This is a genomic window from Bacillus sp. FSL R5-0422, assembly GCF_038610765.1.
Taxonomy (GTDB): Bacteria; Bacillota; Bacilli; order Bacillales; family Bacillaceae; genus Bacillus; species Bacillus pumilus_O.
The window spans coordinates 1,189,204-1,207,152 of sequence record NZ_CP152014.1 but is presented as its reverse complement, the minus strand read 5'-3'; the positions used below and the strand labels follow the sequence as shown (position 1 = coordinate 1,207,152).

At 43.2% G+C, this 17,949-nt stretch carries 17 protein-coding genes; 2 read left to right on the top strand and 15 right to left on the bottom strand.

Annotation, left to right across the window (positions count from 1 at the left end):
* The first annotated feature begins 98 nt into the window (after nt 1-98).
* Nucleotides 99-1,415 carry a trypsin-like peptidase domain-containing protein gene (locus MKX52_RS06010; RefSeq protein ID WP_342491666.1) on the top strand — a complete coding sequence of 439 codons (1,317 nt, stop codon included), beginning with the start codon at nt 99-101 and terminating at the stop codon, nt 1,413-1,415.
* Between the two features lie 84 nt (nt 1,416-1,499).
* Here MKX52_RS06010 and MKX52_RS06005 read toward each other — a convergent pair whose 3' ends face one another.
* A complete protein-coding gene (locus MKX52_RS06005; protein WP_342491665.1) occupies nt 1,500-2,456 on the bottom strand; it encodes a ring-cleaving dioxygenase in 957 nt (318 codons plus the stop codon).
* 318 nt (nt 2,457-2,774) lie between these two features.
* Between MKX52_RS06005 and MKX52_RS06000 the strand changes: the two genes are divergently transcribed.
* On the top strand, nt 2,775-4,100 hold the full coding sequence (locus MKX52_RS06000; protein WP_119124735.1) for an amino acid permease: 1,326 nt from the start codon (nt 2,775-2,777) through the stop codon (nt 4,098-4,100).
* Nucleotides 4,101-4,109: 9 nt separating this feature from the next.
* Here the strand turns inward: MKX52_RS06000 and MKX52_RS05995 are convergent, their stop codons facing one another.
* The 14 genes from MKX52_RS05995 to ggt form a co-directional block, all read right to left on the bottom strand.
* A complete protein-coding gene (locus tag MKX52_RS05995) occupies nt 4,110-4,439 on the bottom strand; it encodes a hypothetical protein (RefSeq protein WP_008358910.1) in 330 nt (109 codons plus the stop codon).
* 63 nt (nt 4,440-4,502) lie between these two features.
* A complete protein-coding gene (locus MKX52_RS05990) occupies nt 4,503-5,459 on the bottom strand; it encodes a sugar-binding transcriptional regulator (RefSeq protein ID WP_058014214.1) in 957 nt (318 codons plus the stop codon).
* A 111-nt stretch (nt 5,460-5,570) separates the two neighbouring features.
* Complete coding sequence (locus MKX52_RS05985; RefSeq protein ID WP_342491873.1) at nt 5,571-6,338, bottom strand: SDR family oxidoreductase; 768 nt, start codon at nt 6,336-6,338, stop codon at nt 5,571-5,573.
* Nucleotides 6,316-7,017, bottom strand: coding sequence for an SDR family NAD(P)-dependent oxidoreductase (locus MKX52_RS05980; RefSeq protein ID WP_236832310.1), 702 nt, complete (start codon nt 7,015-7,017; stop codon nt 6,316-6,318). The genes MKX52_RS05985 and MKX52_RS05980 overlap by 23 nt, the downstream gene beginning before the upstream one ends.
* A 25-nt stretch (nt 7,018-7,042) precedes the next feature.
* Nucleotides 7,043-8,425, bottom strand: a complete 1,383-nt coding sequence (lpdA, locus tag MKX52_RS05975) for a dihydrolipoyl dehydrogenase (protein WP_342491664.1) — start codon at nt 8,423-8,425, stop codon at nt 7,043-7,045.
* Between the two features lie 12 nt (nt 8,426-8,437).
* A complete protein-coding gene (locus tag MKX52_RS05970; RefSeq protein WP_342491663.1) occupies nt 8,438-9,763 on the bottom strand; it encodes a dihydrolipoamide acetyltransferase family protein in 1,326 nt (441 codons plus the stop codon).
* A gap of 17 nt (nt 9,764-9,780) precedes the next feature.
* Nucleotides 9,781-10,761: an alpha-ketoacid dehydrogenase subunit beta gene (locus MKX52_RS05965; protein WP_041816214.1), complete on the bottom strand. Its 981-nt coding sequence runs from the start codon at nt 10,759-10,761 to the stop codon at nt 9,781-9,783.
* A 31-nt stretch (nt 10,762-10,792) separates the two neighbouring features.
* Nucleotides 10,793-11,776, bottom strand: coding sequence for a thiamine pyrophosphate-dependent dehydrogenase E1 component subunit alpha (locus tag MKX52_RS05960; RefSeq protein WP_342491662.1), 984 nt, complete (start codon nt 11,774-11,776; stop codon nt 10,793-10,795).
* Between the two features lie 182 nt (nt 11,777-11,958).
* Entirely contained in the window at nt 11,959-12,990 is a 1,032-nt protein-coding gene (locus tag MKX52_RS05955) for an alcohol dehydrogenase catalytic domain-containing protein (protein WP_144472355.1), read from the bottom strand.
* Nucleotides 12,987-13,433, bottom strand: a complete 447-nt coding sequence (locus MKX52_RS05950; RefSeq protein WP_342491661.1) for a hypothetical protein — start codon at nt 13,431-13,433, stop codon at nt 12,987-12,989. Before MKX52_RS05950 ends, MKX52_RS05955 begins: the two co-directional genes overlap by 4 nt.
* A 61-nt stretch (nt 13,434-13,494) precedes the next feature.
* Nucleotides 13,495-13,773, bottom strand: a complete 279-nt coding sequence (locus tag MKX52_RS05945) for a PTS sugar transporter subunit IIB (protein ID WP_003212259.1) — start codon at nt 13,771-13,773, stop codon at nt 13,495-13,497.
* Between the two features lie 19 nt (nt 13,774-13,792).
* Entirely contained in the window at nt 13,793-15,166 is a 1,374-nt protein-coding gene (locus MKX52_RS05940; protein ID WP_095408274.1) for a PTS transporter subunit IIC, read from the bottom strand.
* Nucleotides 15,167-15,220: 54 nt separating this feature from the next.
* On the bottom strand, nt 15,221-15,688 hold the full coding sequence (locus MKX52_RS05935) for a PTS sugar transporter subunit IIA (protein WP_342491660.1): 468 nt from the start codon (nt 15,686-15,688) through the stop codon (nt 15,221-15,223).
* A gap of 334 nt (nt 15,689-16,022) precedes the next feature.
* Nucleotides 16,023-17,774, bottom strand: a complete 1,752-nt coding sequence (ggt, locus tag MKX52_RS05930; RefSeq protein WP_342491659.1) for a gamma-glutamyltransferase — start codon at nt 17,772-17,774, stop codon at nt 16,023-16,025.
* Between the last annotated feature and the right edge of the window lie 175 nt (nt 17,775-17,949).

The following is a 17,949-nucleotide window of genomic DNA, read 5'->3' as shown; positions in this document are numbered from 1 at the left end:
TCATTTTTATCCCACACTTTTTTCTTACGATCAAACCACACATAAGGTTACCCCCCCCTGAACCAACCATGAAAAATGAAAGAAAGAGAGTGATTCGAATGACACATCACAAACATGAAAACCAACCTTCTCATGAAATTCAAACATTGAAACAGCCACAAAAACAAAAGAAGAAGCCAAACGGCTGGTTTAAACCATTTGTTAGCGGCGTTGTGGGCGGCATACTAGCATTAGGTGTTTATGTCCTTACGCCATATGCCCAGCATGCATCAGACAATACAGCAAGCAATTCGGCAACAAAAACAGAAAGTGTATCGACAAATGATACAAGTGCCAATTCGTCAAAAACAACCGCTGTCCAAACATCACATTCATCAAACAACATCTCAAGCATGGTCGAAGATGTATCGCCAGCCATTGTCGGCATTACAAACTATCAAGCGCAAAGTCAAACAGACATGAGTTTTGGTGATTTCAATACGCCTTTTGATGAATCACAGCAAAATAAAAGCAGCCAAGAGGAAAAAACAGGTACAGGCTCAGGAGTGATTTTCAAAAAATCCGGCAGCAAAGCCTATGTCTTAACAAACAACCACGTCATTGAAGGGGCAAATAAACTTACAGTCTCCTTGCACGATGGCAAAACCACCAAAGGTAAATTGGTCGGAGCTGACCCGCTGACTGACCTAGCAGTTGTAGAAATTAGTAGCAGTCATGTAACAAAGGTCGCGGCATTAGGCGATTCCTCCTCGCTGCGTGCTGGGGAAACCGTCATCGCAATTGGAAACCCGCTTGGTGAAGATCTATCAAGAACCGTGACACAAGGAATTGTCAGCGGTGTCGATCGAACAGTCTCTATGAACACATCAGCAGGCGAAAGCAGCATTAATGTGATTCAAACAGATGCGGCTATAAACCCAGGAAACAGCGGCGGACCACTGCTTACGACTAATGGAAAGGTCGTGGGGATCACGAGTATGAAGATTTCTGAAACAGGTGTTGAGGGCATCGGATTCGCGCTCCCAATCAATGATGTCAAACCAATCGCCGATCAGCTTCTCACAAAAGGAAAGATTGAGCGTCCATATATCGGCATCAGCATGCTAGATCTCGAACAAGTCCCGGACGTGTATCAGAAAGAAACACTCGGTCTCAAAAATAGTCAGCTTGATCAAGGCGTATACGTCAAAGAAATCGCCGCAGGCTCACCTGCCGCCAAAGCCGGCTTAAAGTCAGAGGATGTCATGACCGCCATCAATGGGAAACAAATCAAAACCGGAAGCGAATTACGTCATGAGCTATACACGAATACAAAGATTGGAGACACCGTGAGCATCACACTCATTCGAAATGGAAAAGAAGAAACGAAGAAGGTGACATTAACACAAACTGAATCTAAGCAGGTCAGTTCCTAACGCAAAAGGAAAAGGGCTAAAATCAAAATGATTTTAGCCCTTTTTATCCTTTTCAGCGTGATAGAAAGCCTCATGAGCTACTTTTTATGATGACTGAATGGGTGTTAATCTCTGTTCTATTTCTGCTCGTTTGTGCTCTAGAAATGGAGGAAGAGCTAATTGATCGCCAAGCTCATCCACTCCTTCGTCCACTGTAAACCCAGGACCGTCTGTTGAAATTTCAAATAAAATACCATTCGATTCTCTAAAGTAAAGGGCTTTAAAGTAGAAACGTTCCACAACACCAGAGTTCGTGAATCCTGCTTTTGATATTTTGTCATACCATTTTTCCAATTCCTCAGCATTTTCCACACGAAAAGCTACGTGATGCACACTTCCTCTGCCTGAACGTTCAGAAGGCCCTTCCGTTTTTTCGATCACATGAATTTCTGTTCCAGCACCACCATTTCCTGACTCAAAAATGGTCACGATCTCACCATCTTTTGATTGTTCACGCGCTCTTTCCCTGAAGCCAAGGATGTCCGTTAAAACACGAATCGTTTTGTCCGCTTCTGCAACCGTTAATTCCACTGGCCCCAAACCTCTAATGGAAAACTCTGCCGGAATATCATCATGTACTGGCGGTGAGCCTGCTTCTTGTGCGGCCGGTTCGACTGTTAAAAATAGCTGTTGCCCTTCTGGATCTTGAAAACGCAAGGCAGGTCTGCCCCCTCTCAAGGAAGCCGTTTCTTGCTGCACCCCTGTCTCTTCAAAACGCTTTTCCCAAAATGTAAGTGCTTCTTCAGAAGAAACGAGAAGGCCTGTGCTTGTGATGGCGTTTGTTCCTTTCAAACGACGAGCAAGCATAGGAATTTCAAAGAAAGTGAGCTCCGTTCCCGGTGAAGCGACCTCATCTCCATAAAATAAGTGATACATAGATGGGTCATCCTGATTGACCGTTTTCTTGACAAGTTTTAAGCCAAGAATCTGGCGGTAGAAATCAACATTTTTTTGAGCATTGGCTGTTAATGCAGATACGTGGTGAATCCCATTGATTTTCATTATAATCACTCCTATTTCAAAATATCTCGAATTCAAGATAATATCCTTATGAATAAAATAGGACATTTTTCAACAAAAGTCAACCATTAGCCTAGATGTTCGGTTTCTAGCTATAAAATTAACATTAAATCAAAAATAATCTTTTATTGTTCGTTTTTAATAAAACATTTACCCTGATATCTCCAATAAACGAACACTTTTATATACAAATACGAAAATCAGAAAATTTTTTTAATTCTTGTTTTCCTAAAATCGTATTACAATGAACAAAATACATGTCACAGTAACGTACGAAAGTGATGCAGGAGGTCGTGTGTAATGAACAAAGAACAACCAGCGTTAAAACAGGACATCGGCTTATTTTTCGCCCTATCTCTTGTCATCGGGACGATTATCGGGTCCGGCGTCTTTATGAAGCCAGGCAACGTCCTTTCCTATTCAGGAAGCTCAGATATCGCATTATTCGCTTGGCTGTTAGGTGGCATTCTAACCCTTGCAGGCGGACTCACTGTTGCTGAAATTGGTACACAAATCCCTCGGACTGGCGGATTATATGCCTATCTTGAAGAAGTGTATGGTGAGTTTTGGGGATATTTATGCGGCTGGGTGCAAATTATCATTTACGGACCTGCCATCATCGGTGCGCTTGGTCTTTATTTTGGTTCATTGTTAGCCAATTTATTTTCTCTTTCTTCTTTATGGTCGACAACAATTGGCATTATCACTGTTTTATTTTTATGTTTGATTAACATCATGGGAACAAAATACGGCGGTTTTGTTCAGGGGCTGACCACCATTGGAAAGCTTGTCCCGATTGCCGCTATTATTGTGTTTGGCTTATGGAAAGGAAACGAAAATATTTTGATGGCTGTCAACGATAGCATCGCTCAAATGAACTTCGGTGCAGCGATCCTGGCTACGCTTTTTGCCTATGATGGCTGGATATTGCTTGCTGCACTTGGCGGTGAAATGAAAAACCCAGAGAAACTGCTTCCTCGTGCAATGGCAGGCGGGATTTTAATTGTCACGGCTTGCTATCTCTTCATTAATGTCGCTCTTTTGCACGTGTTACCAGCAGATCAAATCGTACAGCTTGGAGAAAATGCGACAAGTACTGCTGCGACAATGCTCTTTGGACCAATCGGTGGTAAGGTCATTAGTATTGGCATCATCATTAGTATCTTTGGCTGTTTGAACGGAAAGGTTCTTTCATTCCCACGTGTGATTTTCGCGATGGCAGAGCGAAAGCAAATCCCTTTCGCAAATGCGATTTCGCGGATTCACCCTACATTTAAAACACCATGGATTGCTGTATTTGTACAAATTCTGATCGCCATTGTGTTTATGATCGTCAGCAATCCAGAAAAGCTGTCAGAGGTTTCGATTTTCATGATCTATATCTTTTATGTCATGGCCTTTTTCGCAGTCTTTAAACTGAGAAAACAAAACAAAGGAATCGAGCGTGCTTATAGCGTACCACTTTATCCGCTCACACCAATCGTTGCGATTATCGGTTCCTTATTCGTCTTAATCAGCACCATGATCACCGACTGGAAAAGCTGTCTCATCTCCATGCTGATCGGAATTGCTGGGCTGCCTCTTTATTATTATATGAAAAAAGCACACAAAAAAGCAGAGCGTTAATCAGCTCTGCTATTTTTTATATTGCTTAATCACTTTGTATGATTCGTTTAAATATCTCATGAGCCGGTATGGCTTACTAAGCACGCGGATTGGCAGTCTTGAGATAAATCCATTCAAATTCGCCTTGTATTCCTGCGTCATCCGTTTTGGCTTTGTCGCAATTTTTTCGTATACTTCTTTGTAAAATTCCTTCATGATGTCGACTTGCACACTGATCTTCTGATGACACTCTGTACACTCAACGCTTTTCATCTGATCATTCACATAAACGATGCTGTGGAGGGTCTCTTCTTGGCACCGAGTACAATGTAAGTTTGCTTCCATTTCGGTTTTCTTCAAGATACACAGCTCCTTTCTCGTTTGATGTTGCTCTCTTTATACAGTTCGATAGCTATTCGCCGTTTATTGGACGGAAGCTTCCTTTAAAATAGCTGCCGCTGTTAGTTCGTCTGTCACCAGCACTTGAATAAAGCCACCATTTAAAGCCCCTAAAATACTTTCAGCTTTATGGGTTCCTTCTACAACAGCGATAACCGTTTTGACGCTTTTTAACTGCTCCAGTGATAAACCAATGACCTTTTGATTCAGTTCATCTTGGACAGGCTTGCCTTGACCGTCAAAGAAACGAAAGCCAATATCACCAACAGCCCCTGATTGCCTTAAACCAGATAAATCCTCTTCTTTTAAATAACCAACTGTTTTTAATGTTGACCCTTTATGCGGGTTACCAATACCGATGAGGGCAATGTCGACATTTTTACCTTCTTCAAGCACAGCCTCTATATCCTGCATTGCCATAAGTCGCTCTTTTAATTCTTCTGTTTCTAAAATCGCCGGGGCATATAAATAGGAACACGTGCCATTCATTTTCTTTGCCAGCTCATATGCCAGCTGATTGGCATGAATGTCGACTGCTTGCCTGCCCATTCCGCCCTCTAACGGGATGACCTTCACATCGTTTCTTCGCTCAAACGGATATTCCTTTACAAGCTCAGCTAATGTAGTTCCCCATGAAATGCCGATTTTCTCCGCATCTTTCATGTTTTTAGATAAATAATAGGCGCCAGCTTGACCGACTGCCCGTTTCACCATCTCAGACATTGTCCCGACACTTGGGACAACGACAGCATCTGTTAATTGAAATGTTGTTTCGAGCTGCTTTTCCAGTTCCACCGTGTGAATACTTTCGTCTTTAATGTATACCTCAACGATTCCCACATCTTTCGCTTTTTGTAAGAGCTTTGAAATGACTGGTCTTGAGACATTGAGCTTTTTTGCGATTTCCTGCTGCGTCCACCCGTCTGTATAATAAAGATGAGCAACTTTGACGAGCTGTCGTCTTTCTTCCCAATTCAGCATGTGACATCATCCTTTTAATATACTATGATTCCCAGTATACCAAACATTCGTTTCTAATTGGAACAATTGTTATGAAAATGACAAAAAGAGCGATTACCTCTCCGCTCTTTTTCACTCTGTATATTTTGGCTGATACGTTCTCCCGCCGTCTAACAGGATAATTTGTCCGTGTAAATAGCTTCCCTCGTCACTGGTAAGAAATAAAGTGAGTCCTGCGATATCGTCTGGTCTTCCTAATCTCCCGATAGGAATGAGCGATTGCAGCTGCTTTTTCTCCACCTCAGTAGGATAGAGCGTATCAAGCATTTGAGATTCAATCACGCGGGGGGCAATCACATTGATACGCACATGGTGTGCCCCTAATTCCTTTACAAGCGAACGCATCAGGCCAAAAGCACCTGCTTTTGAGGCGTAATACTGAATGCCGCCGCCTGAGCCAGTAATAGCAGATCCTGATCCAATCACAACAATGCTTCCTTCTTGCCGCTCACATATATAAGGTGCTGACGCTTTGATGCAATAGTAAAGACCATACAAGTTCACAGCCAGTGTCTTTTTCCAAAGTGAGAAATCGACTTCTAAGAAAGGAAGTGATTTTGTCATCCCTGCTGAATAGACAAGATGAGCAATGCCGCCGAGCTCCCTTTCAGCTGCTGAGATCATCTGCTGAACACTTTCCCACGATGAAACGTCAGCTTGAAATGTCAGCAGCTGAGAGTGCTGTTTTTTTAAAAGTAAAAGTCCTTGTTCATCTATATCGGACACAGCCACTCTGTGCCCTTCTTTTAAAAAACGCTTAGCAATTTCCTTTCCAATCCCTTGGGCACCGCCAACGATAAGAACTGGTTTTTGATCATTAGCCAGCACTCTCACCCCCATCAAGCATAATCGCTGCGCCATCTGTAAATGCGCCATATGATGTACTTAAAAAGACCGTCATATGGGCCACAGTCTCCTTGATTTGCTCTGCGTTAGGAATCAAATGGAGAGGCGGCGGTAATAAGGCGAGCACTCGAATGCCTTTGCCTTTAAATTCTCGCGCCAGCCCTTTTGTCATAGCATTCAGCATAGAATTCGATGTCGCATGTGAGATCCCGCCATCTCCAGTAATACTGCCTGAGGACGATATATTAATAATGCAGCCTTGCTTCTGGTCAACCATATGCCATACGGCAGCTTGACTGGAAAGAAAAACAGTATTCACAGCGGTTTCCACTTCGTCCATCCACTCATTAGGGTGAGTGGCGTCAAGCTCTGCTTCTGCTCCTTGCGCTGCTTGATTGACCAAAATATCCAGTTTCCCGCACGTATCAATCACTTGCCTCAGCATACGCGTGGCATCACGGGGCGTTTCAAGCGGATTCATGATAATACTTGCCTTACCGCCTATTTTTTGTATGTCTTCACAAATGGTTCTAGCCTTTGATTCATCATGAAATGTGTGTAAAAAGACATGTGCACCTGCCCGGGCTAAAGCCAAGCAGATGGCTTCTCCAAATCCATCTGTGCTACCTGTCACAAGTGCCGCTTTCTGATGAAGCTGGACGTGCACATGCATCTCCTCCCTATCCCTTGTTTAGCATTTATTTTCTCAGCTTACTCACGATCTCAAGAGCTGCTTCATAAAAACCTTCTGAGATGGTCGGATGCGGATGAATCATTTTCGCCATCTCTTCTGCTGTTCCTTCTAAATACATAAAGGAGGAAGCTTCTGAAATCATCTCTGTGACATGCGGACCTACCATCGTTGCGCCGATCACTTCACCATATGTTGTATCGTAAACTAACTTTATAAAGCCTGATTGAACACCTGCCGCTAGCGCTTTACCGCTTGCCGCTAAATCAAATCGTTCTGTTTGTACGCTGAGCCCTTTAGCTTTTGCCTCTTTCTCTGTAAGACCGACACTTGCCACCTCTGGTAATGTATAAATACATCTAGGCATAATATCAGCATTCATTTTTTCAGGTACGCCGCAAATATTGCTGACCGCAACAGCAGCCTCCGCCATCGCCGCATGAGCCAGCTGATAACCGCCGGCGACATCCCCAACTGCGTATACACCTTCAGCACTTGTCTGCATCTGATCATTCACCTTGATAAACGGACCATCAAGCTGAAGATCAAGCTGGCTAACAGCTGATACATTTGGTTTTCTTCCAACGCAGACAAGCAGTCTTTCCGCTGTAAAGATGTGCGTCTCCCCTTTATCATCTGTTGCATGAACCGCTTTGACTCCTTCGCTTTCCGTCACCTCTGTCACAGTGGTTTTCTTCGCGATATGGATGCCCTTTTTCTTGAGTTCTCTTTCTAGCAGCTTAGATGCTTCTTCATCCTCTTGTGGAATAATGGACGGTGCCGCTTCAATAATGGTGACTTTCGATTGAAGACTTTGGAAAATACAAGCAAGCTCAAGACCAATGACACCTCCGCCAATAATGACGACAGAAGCAGGAATATCTGGGATGTCAAAGATTGTATCACTTGTATCAAATGAAACATCTTTAAGCCCCGGTATTGGTGGAATGGCTGGTGTAGATCCAGTAGCAATAATTAACTCTTTCGTTTCAATCGATTCTGATCCATCTTGTTTTTCTATTTCAATCCGATGCTTGGTCACCGCTGTGCCCCTGCCATTATAGACATCAATCTTTCCTTGCTTTAATAAAAAGGCGATTCCGCCTCTGAGCTTTTCAATGACGTCATCTTTGCGCTTTCTCATTTTATCGAAGGAAAGAATCATGTCACCTGTTTCGATTCCCCAGCTTTTCGCCTTCTCGATTGATTCGATGACTTCTGCATGTTTAAGCAGAGTCTTTGAAGGGATACAGCCTCGATTTAAACAAGTACCGCCGAGAAAATCCTCCTCAATCAAAGCAACCTTCTGTCCGCGCTCAGCCGCTTGAAGGGCGGCAGTATATCCGCCAGGCCCTCCGCCAATGACTGTCAGATCATACGTTTTCGTCATCCGATTCATCTCCTACATTAGCAATTCAAATGGTTGTTCAAGCACTTTTTTAAGGTCTGTTAAAAAGGCAGCCGCTGGTGCGCCATCTACCACTCGGTGATCAAACGATAAACTAACCCCCATCATTGGTCTCACCTGAATTTCTCCATCTACTGCAACAGGTTTATCTTGAATCCGTCCTACACCTAAAATCGCCACTTCTGGCTGATTAATAATCGGGGTAAAGGCATCAATGGCATACATGCCTAAGTTACTAATCGTAAAAGTGGACCCTTTCAGCTGGTCAGGAAGCAGTTTTTGATCGCGTGCGTTTCGGCCAATTTCTTTCGCTTCTTTTGTCAGTTGTTTTAATCCTTTTTGATTCGCATGAGAAATGACTGGTACCATCAAACCGTCTTTCACTGCAACAGCGAGACCAATGTGTACATCCTCATGGAAATGGAGCTCATTTTGTTCAAATGTCATATTGATCTGCGGGTGGCGCGTGAGAACATGGCTGACCGCATGAATGATGATTTCTGTGAACGACAACCTGTAGCCTGTCTCTTTTTCAATCGCCGGAAGTAACTGCTGACGTACTTCTTTCGCTTTCGTCATATCAATTTCACTTGTTAATGTGACGTGCGGTGCTGTAAAGGCACTTTGTGACATGCGATCAGCAATCACTTTTCTCATGCCAGCTAATTTTTGTGTTTTCACAGGCGAAGCCTCTGTTGTTTGCGTTGCCGCTGCTTGTACGTCACTCTTCATGATCTTGCCGTGAGCGCCAGATCCAGAAACGGCTGCTAAATCGATTCCTTCACGAGCAGCGACTTTTTCTGCAAGCGGTGAGATGCGCTGGTCTTTCTCGCTAGAATGAACGACTGCCTCGACGTCACGCTTTTGAACTCTGCCTTTTGGCCCTGTGCCAGATACCTCTTGAATCTCCACATGATGATCCTTTGCTGTTTTTCTCGCTGCAGGCGTGGCACGTACTTTTTCATTAGATGTTTTTGGATCTTCAGTAGAACTAGATGACACTGTGTCTGGTGAAGATGATTCGCCGCTTTCTGATGAATCCTCATCTGCCTGTGCTGGCGGCTCGCTTGGCACCTGTTCATTTGCCTCACCGATATATCCAATGACAGCATTGACTGGAATTTGATCATCAGCTTCGTAGTATTTCTTTAGAAAAATGCCGTCATCATAGGCTTCCACCTCGATGTTGATCTTGTCTGTCATAATTTCAAATAGAGGCTCACCGATTTCAACCGAATCTCCTTCTTCTTTAAACCATTGAAGCAAGGTTCCGATCTCCATCGTACTGCTTAGCTTCGGCATAAATATCTCTTTTGGCATGATCTTCTCCCCTTTATTTAAGAGCGTGCAAGCTCTTTTGCTGCTTCAATAATATCTGGCACTTGTGGAATGACCGCTTTTTCCAGAGTCGGGTTGTATGGTATTGGAACTGCAAGGCCGCCAAGTCGTTTAATCGGTGCATCTAAGTAGTCAAACGCTTCACTTTCCGCTATCATACTTGCAATCTCTCCGCCGTAGCCGCCTCGTTTGACCGCTTCATGAACCACAATACATTTACCTGTTTTCTTCACAGATTCGATAATGGTTTCTTCATCTAATGGGACGAGTGTTCTTGGGTCTATGATTTCAACATCGATCCCTTCTGCCTCTAGTTCCTTCGCCGCTTCTAATGCTTTGTGTACCATAATCGCTGTTGCTACAATTGTGACGTCTTTCCCGCTTCTTTTCACATCAGCTTTCCCTAGAGGAATTGAATATTGCTCTTCAGGCACTTCGCCGATTGTTTTATATAAAAGCTTGTGCTCGTAGAAAATGACAGGGTTGTCATCATCCATTGCTGCCTTTAAAAGTCCTTTGGCATCATACGCTGTTGAAGGCTGAACCACCTTTAGTCCCGGAATATGAGCCATCCACGCTTCTAGGCTTTGTGAATGCTGCGCTGCGGCGCCCGTTCCTGATCCTGCTGGTGTTCTCACAACGAGTGGTACTTTTCCTTTTCCGCCAAACATGTATCGTGTTTTTGCTGCTTGGTTGACAAGCTGATCCATTGCGATTGTAATAAAGTCAGAGAATTGAAGTTCTAAAATCGGACGCATACCTGTCAAAGCCGCTCCGACTGCTCCTCCTGCAATGGCAGCCTCAGAGATAGGTGTATTGCGTACACGCTCTGGACCGAACTCTTCAATCATGCCGCGCGTGACCCCAAAAGCACCGCCATATACGCCGATATCCTCACCTAAAATGAATACATCTTGGTTCTCTCTCATTTCCTGACTCATAGCTTCTCGAACGGCTTCTAAATATGAAATCTCTCTCACTGTTGTTTTTGTCACGTGATTCCCCTCCTAATTAGGCGTATACATCCTCTAATAGTGTATCGATTGACGGTTCTTTACTGTTTTTAGCGAATTCAACAGACGCTTCAATTTCTTGCTTCGCTTCTTCCTGTAAGACCGCTGCCTGCTCCTCTGTCAAAACATTCAGTTCAGTCAAGAGAGACTTAAAGCGCTTGATTCCGTCTTTTTGTCTCCACTCTGTTTCTTCTTCACGTGTACGGTATTTTTTCGCATCACTCTTAGAGTGACCTTTCCAGCGATACGTTTTCATTTCAATAAGTGATGGACCCTCTCCAGCTCTTGCGCGGCTGACAGCTTCATCTACTGTGTTCATAATATCGACCATGTCATTTCCATCAATCGATTTCCCAGGTATTCCGTAGCTTTCTGCTCTTGTTGAAATGTCTTCAATGTTGATCATTTCTTTTACAGGGCCAGACATGCCGTACTGGTTGTTTTCACAAATGAATACAACAGGTAGATCCCAAATGGATGCAAGATTTAGCGCTTCGTGAAAGCTGCCTTCATTCGTCGCTCCATCTCCGAAGAAACAAAGAACGACAAAGCCTTCCTGTTTCATTTTAGATGTGAGTGCTGCACCTGTTGCCAATGGGATACCGCCGCCAACAATTCCATTTGCGCCAAGGTTCCCTTTTTCTAAATCAGCGATATGCATTGAGCCGCCTTTTCCTTTGCAATAGCCAGTCTCACGCCCGAATAGTTCTGCCATCATCTTATTGACCTCTGCACCTTTTGCAATACAGTGACCATGTCCACGGTGTGTGCTGACGATTTTATCTTCGTCCTTTAATACGGCAATTGATCCAACAGCTGACGCTTCCTGTCCGACACATAAATGAGTGGTTCCATGGATAAGTCCTTTGGCAAAGAATTGGTCGACCTTTTCATCAAAATATCTCACTAACCACATTTGTTTATATAAATCTGCTAATCTCTCATGACTAATCTGTTCAGGCAAAGTGATTTGTTTTTGCATTTCTTCTCTCCCCTTTACATTTGTTCTTATGCGTTACATTTGTAATAATCATACGTTTAAGTGTCATTGAAGTCAAGCATTTCTCTTTCATTTTTAAGCGTTTTCATCTTTTATCAGAAAAAAAGAGAAAGGCAAAGCCCTTTTCTAAAGAACTTCTCTTTCTCTTCCAATCTCTTGCGTTCTCATTCATCTGGATACATCATGATTTTGACACTATCACCTTCAGGGTGTCTAGCGCATTCTATTGCCTGCAGGAGCTGACTTAATGGATAACGATGCGTCACCATCTTTTCTGTGTTGACCACTTTTGCTCTTAAAAGTTCAAGGGCTTCGAGGTAGTGATAAGGATGTGAAGAATAGGCGCCTACCACTTTCACTTCATCATGGAAAAATCGATCAGCCGGAATGGAGACGTCTCCCTTTGGAAAATGAGCAAACACTAAAATCGTTCCGCCTCTCGCTACTGCTTGAAACGCTTCTTTTAAAAGCGCACTACTTCCAACAGAAATAATAACGAGGTCTGCTCCCTTTCCGTTTGTTTCTCTCATGACCCGGTCTTCCACAGGCTCAGAGGCTGGATGAAAAGCGACGTCTGCACCTAAATTTCTCGCTTGTAGCAGCCGGTTCTCATTCACATCCGTTATCATTATTTTCCCAGCCAAATAATGTTTGGCCAGTTGTAGTTGAATACAGCCAATTTGCCCTGCTCCAAGGATCAACACAGAATCTCCTGGATGAACAGGTGCTCGTTCAAACCCGTGCAGGCAGCAGGCGACTGGCTCCACCATCGCCCCTTGCTCATATGAGACGTCATTCGGAAGCTTGCCCATTGTGTGTTTGACATGTAAGGCAGGTACGCGGATATACTCTGAAAACCCACCTGGATCTACGTTAGTAGCTGAAAACTGCGGACACATTGTGTAAAATCCTCTTTGACAAAAGTCACAGGTAAAGCAAGGTACATGGTGCGCAACATAAACCCTGTCTCCCGTTTTTATATTTGTCACATGCTTTCCAGTTTCAACAATATCACCAGCGATTTCGTGCCCTAGTACCGTTCCAGGAGGCACCGTCTCATGTGTCGCCTTGTAAATATCTGTGCCACATAAGCCGCATGCACGCATTCTTAATAGAACTTCATCATCGCCAATTGCAGGCCGGTTCCGCTTCTCATACCGAATGTCCTCTGAAGAATAAAAGACAGCTGATTTCATGTAGCTGCATCCTCCTTTTCATCACCTTTCGCAAAATCCTGCAACGTTTGCACAAGCTGTTTGTACTCACTCATCTCACTGGAGATCCAGTAACGTCCTCCGAATATGCGAGATGGGCCCACCCTGACATAGACTTTCCCGATATGAGGGTATGGCTTGATAAAAAGCTTTCCTTTAATATCAGAGACCGAATATGTGTGCCATCTGCCAAACGCTCCGATTTTGAGTTTATCTTCACTAATGATGACGTTTGTCGGTTGGTTCAGTCCAGTGATGCTAGAAAGCATGAGAATAGGCAGCGTATAAACGCCTAACACAGCTAGCGGTTCAGGTCCTGCTGACATTAACGTATAAAGAGACCAAAGGAAAAACAGACAGATGAGTACGGCTGGAAGAAAAATAGACAACACTGCAGACGTTCGGCTATAAGCATGATGCTGCATGAGACGTCCTCCTTTCAGATACATAGAAGGAGCCACGAAAGCTCCTCCATGGGATGATTGTTTACTTAATATGATCGATGATTTTTTCAATATCATCTTCAATGCCAAATCCGGTTAAAAAAGATAATGTTTGAATGACAGGCGTTCCTTTCGTATCACTCACTGGTGTGGTCGTCACGATTAAATCGGCGCCCTCCGCTTTTTGCGGGACTTCTGATGCCTTGCACTGCTCCACCACAACATCGTATCCTTTTTCCTTTAACGTCTCTTCAACCTTTTTAGCAACAACCGTTGATGTTGCAACCGCTGTTCCGCATGAAACCAATATTTTCTTTGCCATAAGAATCCCTCCAACTCGTTTATTGATCTTTCTGATCTAAGCCCATTTCTTTCGCATATTGCTTTTTAATATCATTTCGCACCCAGTACCATAGAAGCGCATAAGCCAGAGCACAGATAATCGCTGCAATAAAGTAAGGGTTGCTCGGATCAAGAAGTCTCACCATGATCCAAGGAATGACGTGGGAACCAAGGTCAATACCTGAGATCATATTGGCTCCTTCTGGGAAGTCAAACCCGACTGCTTTCCCCATTGTTGTCGCAAGTGGTGCAAGATTCGTTGCGATAAAGAAGACAATCATTAATGTGAAAATACTGTTAATAAGTCCGCGAATAATATTTCCACGAGCGGCGGCTACTGCCCATACAACTGTAAATGGTAGAACTGATAAGTCAGCAAACGGCAGCATGCCATTGTAAGGCAGAACGACTGCAAGTAGAATCGTAATTGGCACCATTAGAAGGGCTACCGCCATATTCGCCGGATGACCAATTACAATTGCTGTATCTAAGCCAATATAGACATTTTTCCCTGGGAAGCGCTTTTGAATATAAGAACGAGCGCCCTCAGAGATTGGAATAAGACCTTCCATTAATAACGCAACCATTCTTGGCATGAGCACAAGAACTGCTGCCATTTGAATACCAAGCGTCATGACGCCTTTCGCATCATAGCCACCCAAAAGACCAATAATGATACCAAGTATGAGACCCATCACAAGCGGTTCGCCAAAAATACCAAAACGTTTCTTCAATGTTTCTGGATCAGCATGAATTTTGTTTAAGCCAGGGATTTTGTCAATGATGCGGTTGGACGCATACATAAGCGGCGCGAAGTTGACCGTTTCAGCATGAGCCATCGATACGCCTTTCAATCCAAAATGGTGTTCGATTGTCGGTGCCGTCCAATCTGCTAATTTAAGCGTGATAGCAGAGACGATCAACCCAACAGCAAGTGCCAAGAACATATTATGATAAGCGTAGTAAGTCACAGAGGCTGCGAAAATCAAATGCCAGAAGTTCCAAATATCCACATTCAGTGTTTTCGTAAAGTTAACGGACAATAAGATGACATTTAACAAAAGCACAAGAGGAATCATCAAAGGGGCAACGGGTGTACCAAAGGATATAGCCGCTCCAATCGGCCAACCAACATCCAAAATATCGAGCTTTAGCCCAAGGGAATTAACCATGGCTTTTGCTGCTGGCCCAAGGCCGCTCACAAGTAAATTAATAACAAGGTTGACACCGACAAAACCAATTCCGATCGTAATACCGGCTCGGAAGGATTTTTTAAAGCCTTGCCTTAAAATCATACCGAAAAGCGTCATAATAATCGGGAGCATAATAGTTGGTCCAAGGTCTAATATAAAATCGACAGCTTGCTTGATCATACATCCACCTCCTGGATTTTTCAGATAAAGCGCTTACATTTGTTTTGCGAAAGTCTATTGGTTTAATTCTTTCTGAAGCACATCAATCGCTTCTTCATACGACGTCATATCAGACAGCTTCGTCATCACCTCTTCTTTTCTAAAAAGTGTCATGAGCTTCTCTAACATCACAAGTTGCTTACTAGGTTCAGAGATTGCTAGGACGAACACAATTTTGGCTTGCACAGTTTCATCAGGGCTTCCCATCTTGTGAAAGATAACAGGTTCCTTTAAAGTGGCTACACTAATCGCTGGTTTATTCACATGCTCTGGATCTGTATGTGGAATTGCTACACCAAAGGTCGCAAGTGGAAGGCCTGTCGGATATGTTTTTTCCCTTTCCAGCACCGCTGGTAAAAAACTCGATTTAATATATCCTCCCGCTTCTAATCGCTCTGTTAAATATGTGGTCACCTCCTCTCTCGAAGATGCATCGTACTGCAATTTGATCAGCTGTTCATCTAACTCAAACAAGTTGTTCAAACAACCACCCCTTTCATTTGGTATAAATATGAACACATGTAACAAAAAGAAAGAACATTTTGGAATAGAACCTTTTATAAAGCGCTTACAAATATACTTCCTGAAAAATGTTCAATGTTGTTACCTTTGTAAAGATATTATAATATTCTAAATTATAAGTCAATGTTCCTAGGAAAAATTTTATAAAAAAAGATGCCATCTTTTTTTAAATCTGTTCTCCTTTCTCCTTCTTATTAAATGTGTCTTCTGCTCTCTAATCATCTTTGTTTCTAATATTTTTAATAAAAAAAGAAACGCCATCCTGAAGAGGCGCTTCTTTTCCCGGGAAATGTACTTATTGAGCAGAGAGCTTTAAATTGACGCCAACGGCAGTTCCGTTTCTCGAAGAGTCAGCCACTCCAGTAAAGGTTCCTGATTTTCGATCAATGAGTAGCGCTTGGACATTTCCTATATCAATAGGCGAATTGCCAAAACGATGTCCCAGATCATTAAGCTTTGTTCTTACATCGAGAGGGACACCTACTTCATAACGATAAGATGTTGGGCTGTTTGTATAAATTCTTGGCTCTTCAACTGCATCCTGAAGTTCCATCTCATATTCAAGCAAATTCAAAATGGTTTGTGAAACAGAGGCAATAATGGTCGTTCCACCCGGTGAACCTACTGTCATGACAGGCTCATTATCTTTAAAAATGATGGTCGGTGTCATACTGGACAATGGGCGTTTATTCGGCTGAACTTCATTTGCTCCGCCTGGTCTTGCATCAAAATCTGTTAGTTCATTGTTTAAGAAGAAACCATATTCCGGGACGAGAATCCCTGTACCAAATAACTGTTCAATGGTTGTCGTGAATGACACAACATTTCCCCACTGATCGGCAACAGTAAAATGTGTAGTCTCACCAATGGTTTTATCTTCAGGCTGCGGAACAATAGGTGATGGATTTTTTTCATCCTCATACGCCCACGGATCCCCTTCTTTTGGGTTACGATTCTTTTGATCTAATTGAATAAGAGAGGCTCTTTCTGAAATGTAATCATCGTCTAATAGTCCTTTTAGTGGAACATCTACGAATTCGGGGTCGCCGGCATATGCAGCACGGTCAGCATAGGAGAGATGCATCGTTTCAGCAAGTAGTTGATATTTTTCAAATGATTTGGGGTCATATTGAGATAGGTTAAAGTGATCAAGTATTTTGAGCATTTGCAGCATAAACACCCCGCCTGAGCTTGGTGGAGGCATACTTGCAAGCTGGTATCCTTTATAGTCTCCCCAGATAGGCTTGTCAGTCTCGACCTCATAACGAGCAATGTCATCAGTTGTCATCGTCCCGCCAAAATCTTGGACTGTATTTGCAAGTGCCTTTGCTACTTTTCCTTCATAAAATGCTTTGCTTCCTTTTTTCGCAATGAGTTTAAATGTTTTTGCAAGACCTGGCTGAACGAGGAGGTCTCCTTCTTTGAGCGGCTGATCATTTGGAAGAAAGATTGGCGCTGCGGCCGTTTTCTTCAATTTCCCTTGATGATCGTCAATGGCTTTTGCCAGGACAGAATCGATTTCAAATCCATCCTCTGCCAGCTGAATGGAAGGCTTAATTAATTCCTTCATCGAGCGGGTCCCCCACTTATCTAATGCCGCTTCAAGACCTTTTACAGTCCCTGGAACACCAACAGCATTACCGTGTGTAGATCGCTCTGCAAACGGAATGACTTTGCCATCATCTGTTAAAAACATATCTCGTGTCGCGCCTTGTGGTGCTCTTTCTCGACTATTGATGATAGATGTTTCTTTTGTCTTCCCATCATACACCATCATAAATCCTCCGCCACCAATTCCAGACATCATAGGCTCTGTCACATTGAGTGCGTACTGGATAGCAACAGCAGCGTCAACAGCGTTTCCACCTTTCTTTAATACATCTGCACCCACCTCTGATGCAAGTGGATGGGCAGTAGCCACCATGCCATCTTTCCCAACAGCTACTTTATTCCCATGAGGTTCGTTTGCAGTGACCTGACTGACAGGCAGAAAAAACGAGAAAACAAGCAGACATATGGACAAAATAGTTAGAGAAATGCGTTTCATACACAACACCCCTTCCATATTCTTACTTTGACCATACCGACTTCTTGACCAGAATACAATAGATTATTCTAAAATTTCTAATTTTTTCATCCTATCATCCTATATTCATCAAATATAAAGCGGGTTTTCAAAACATATGACACACTTACTAAGTAGGGATAAAGACACTATCCTT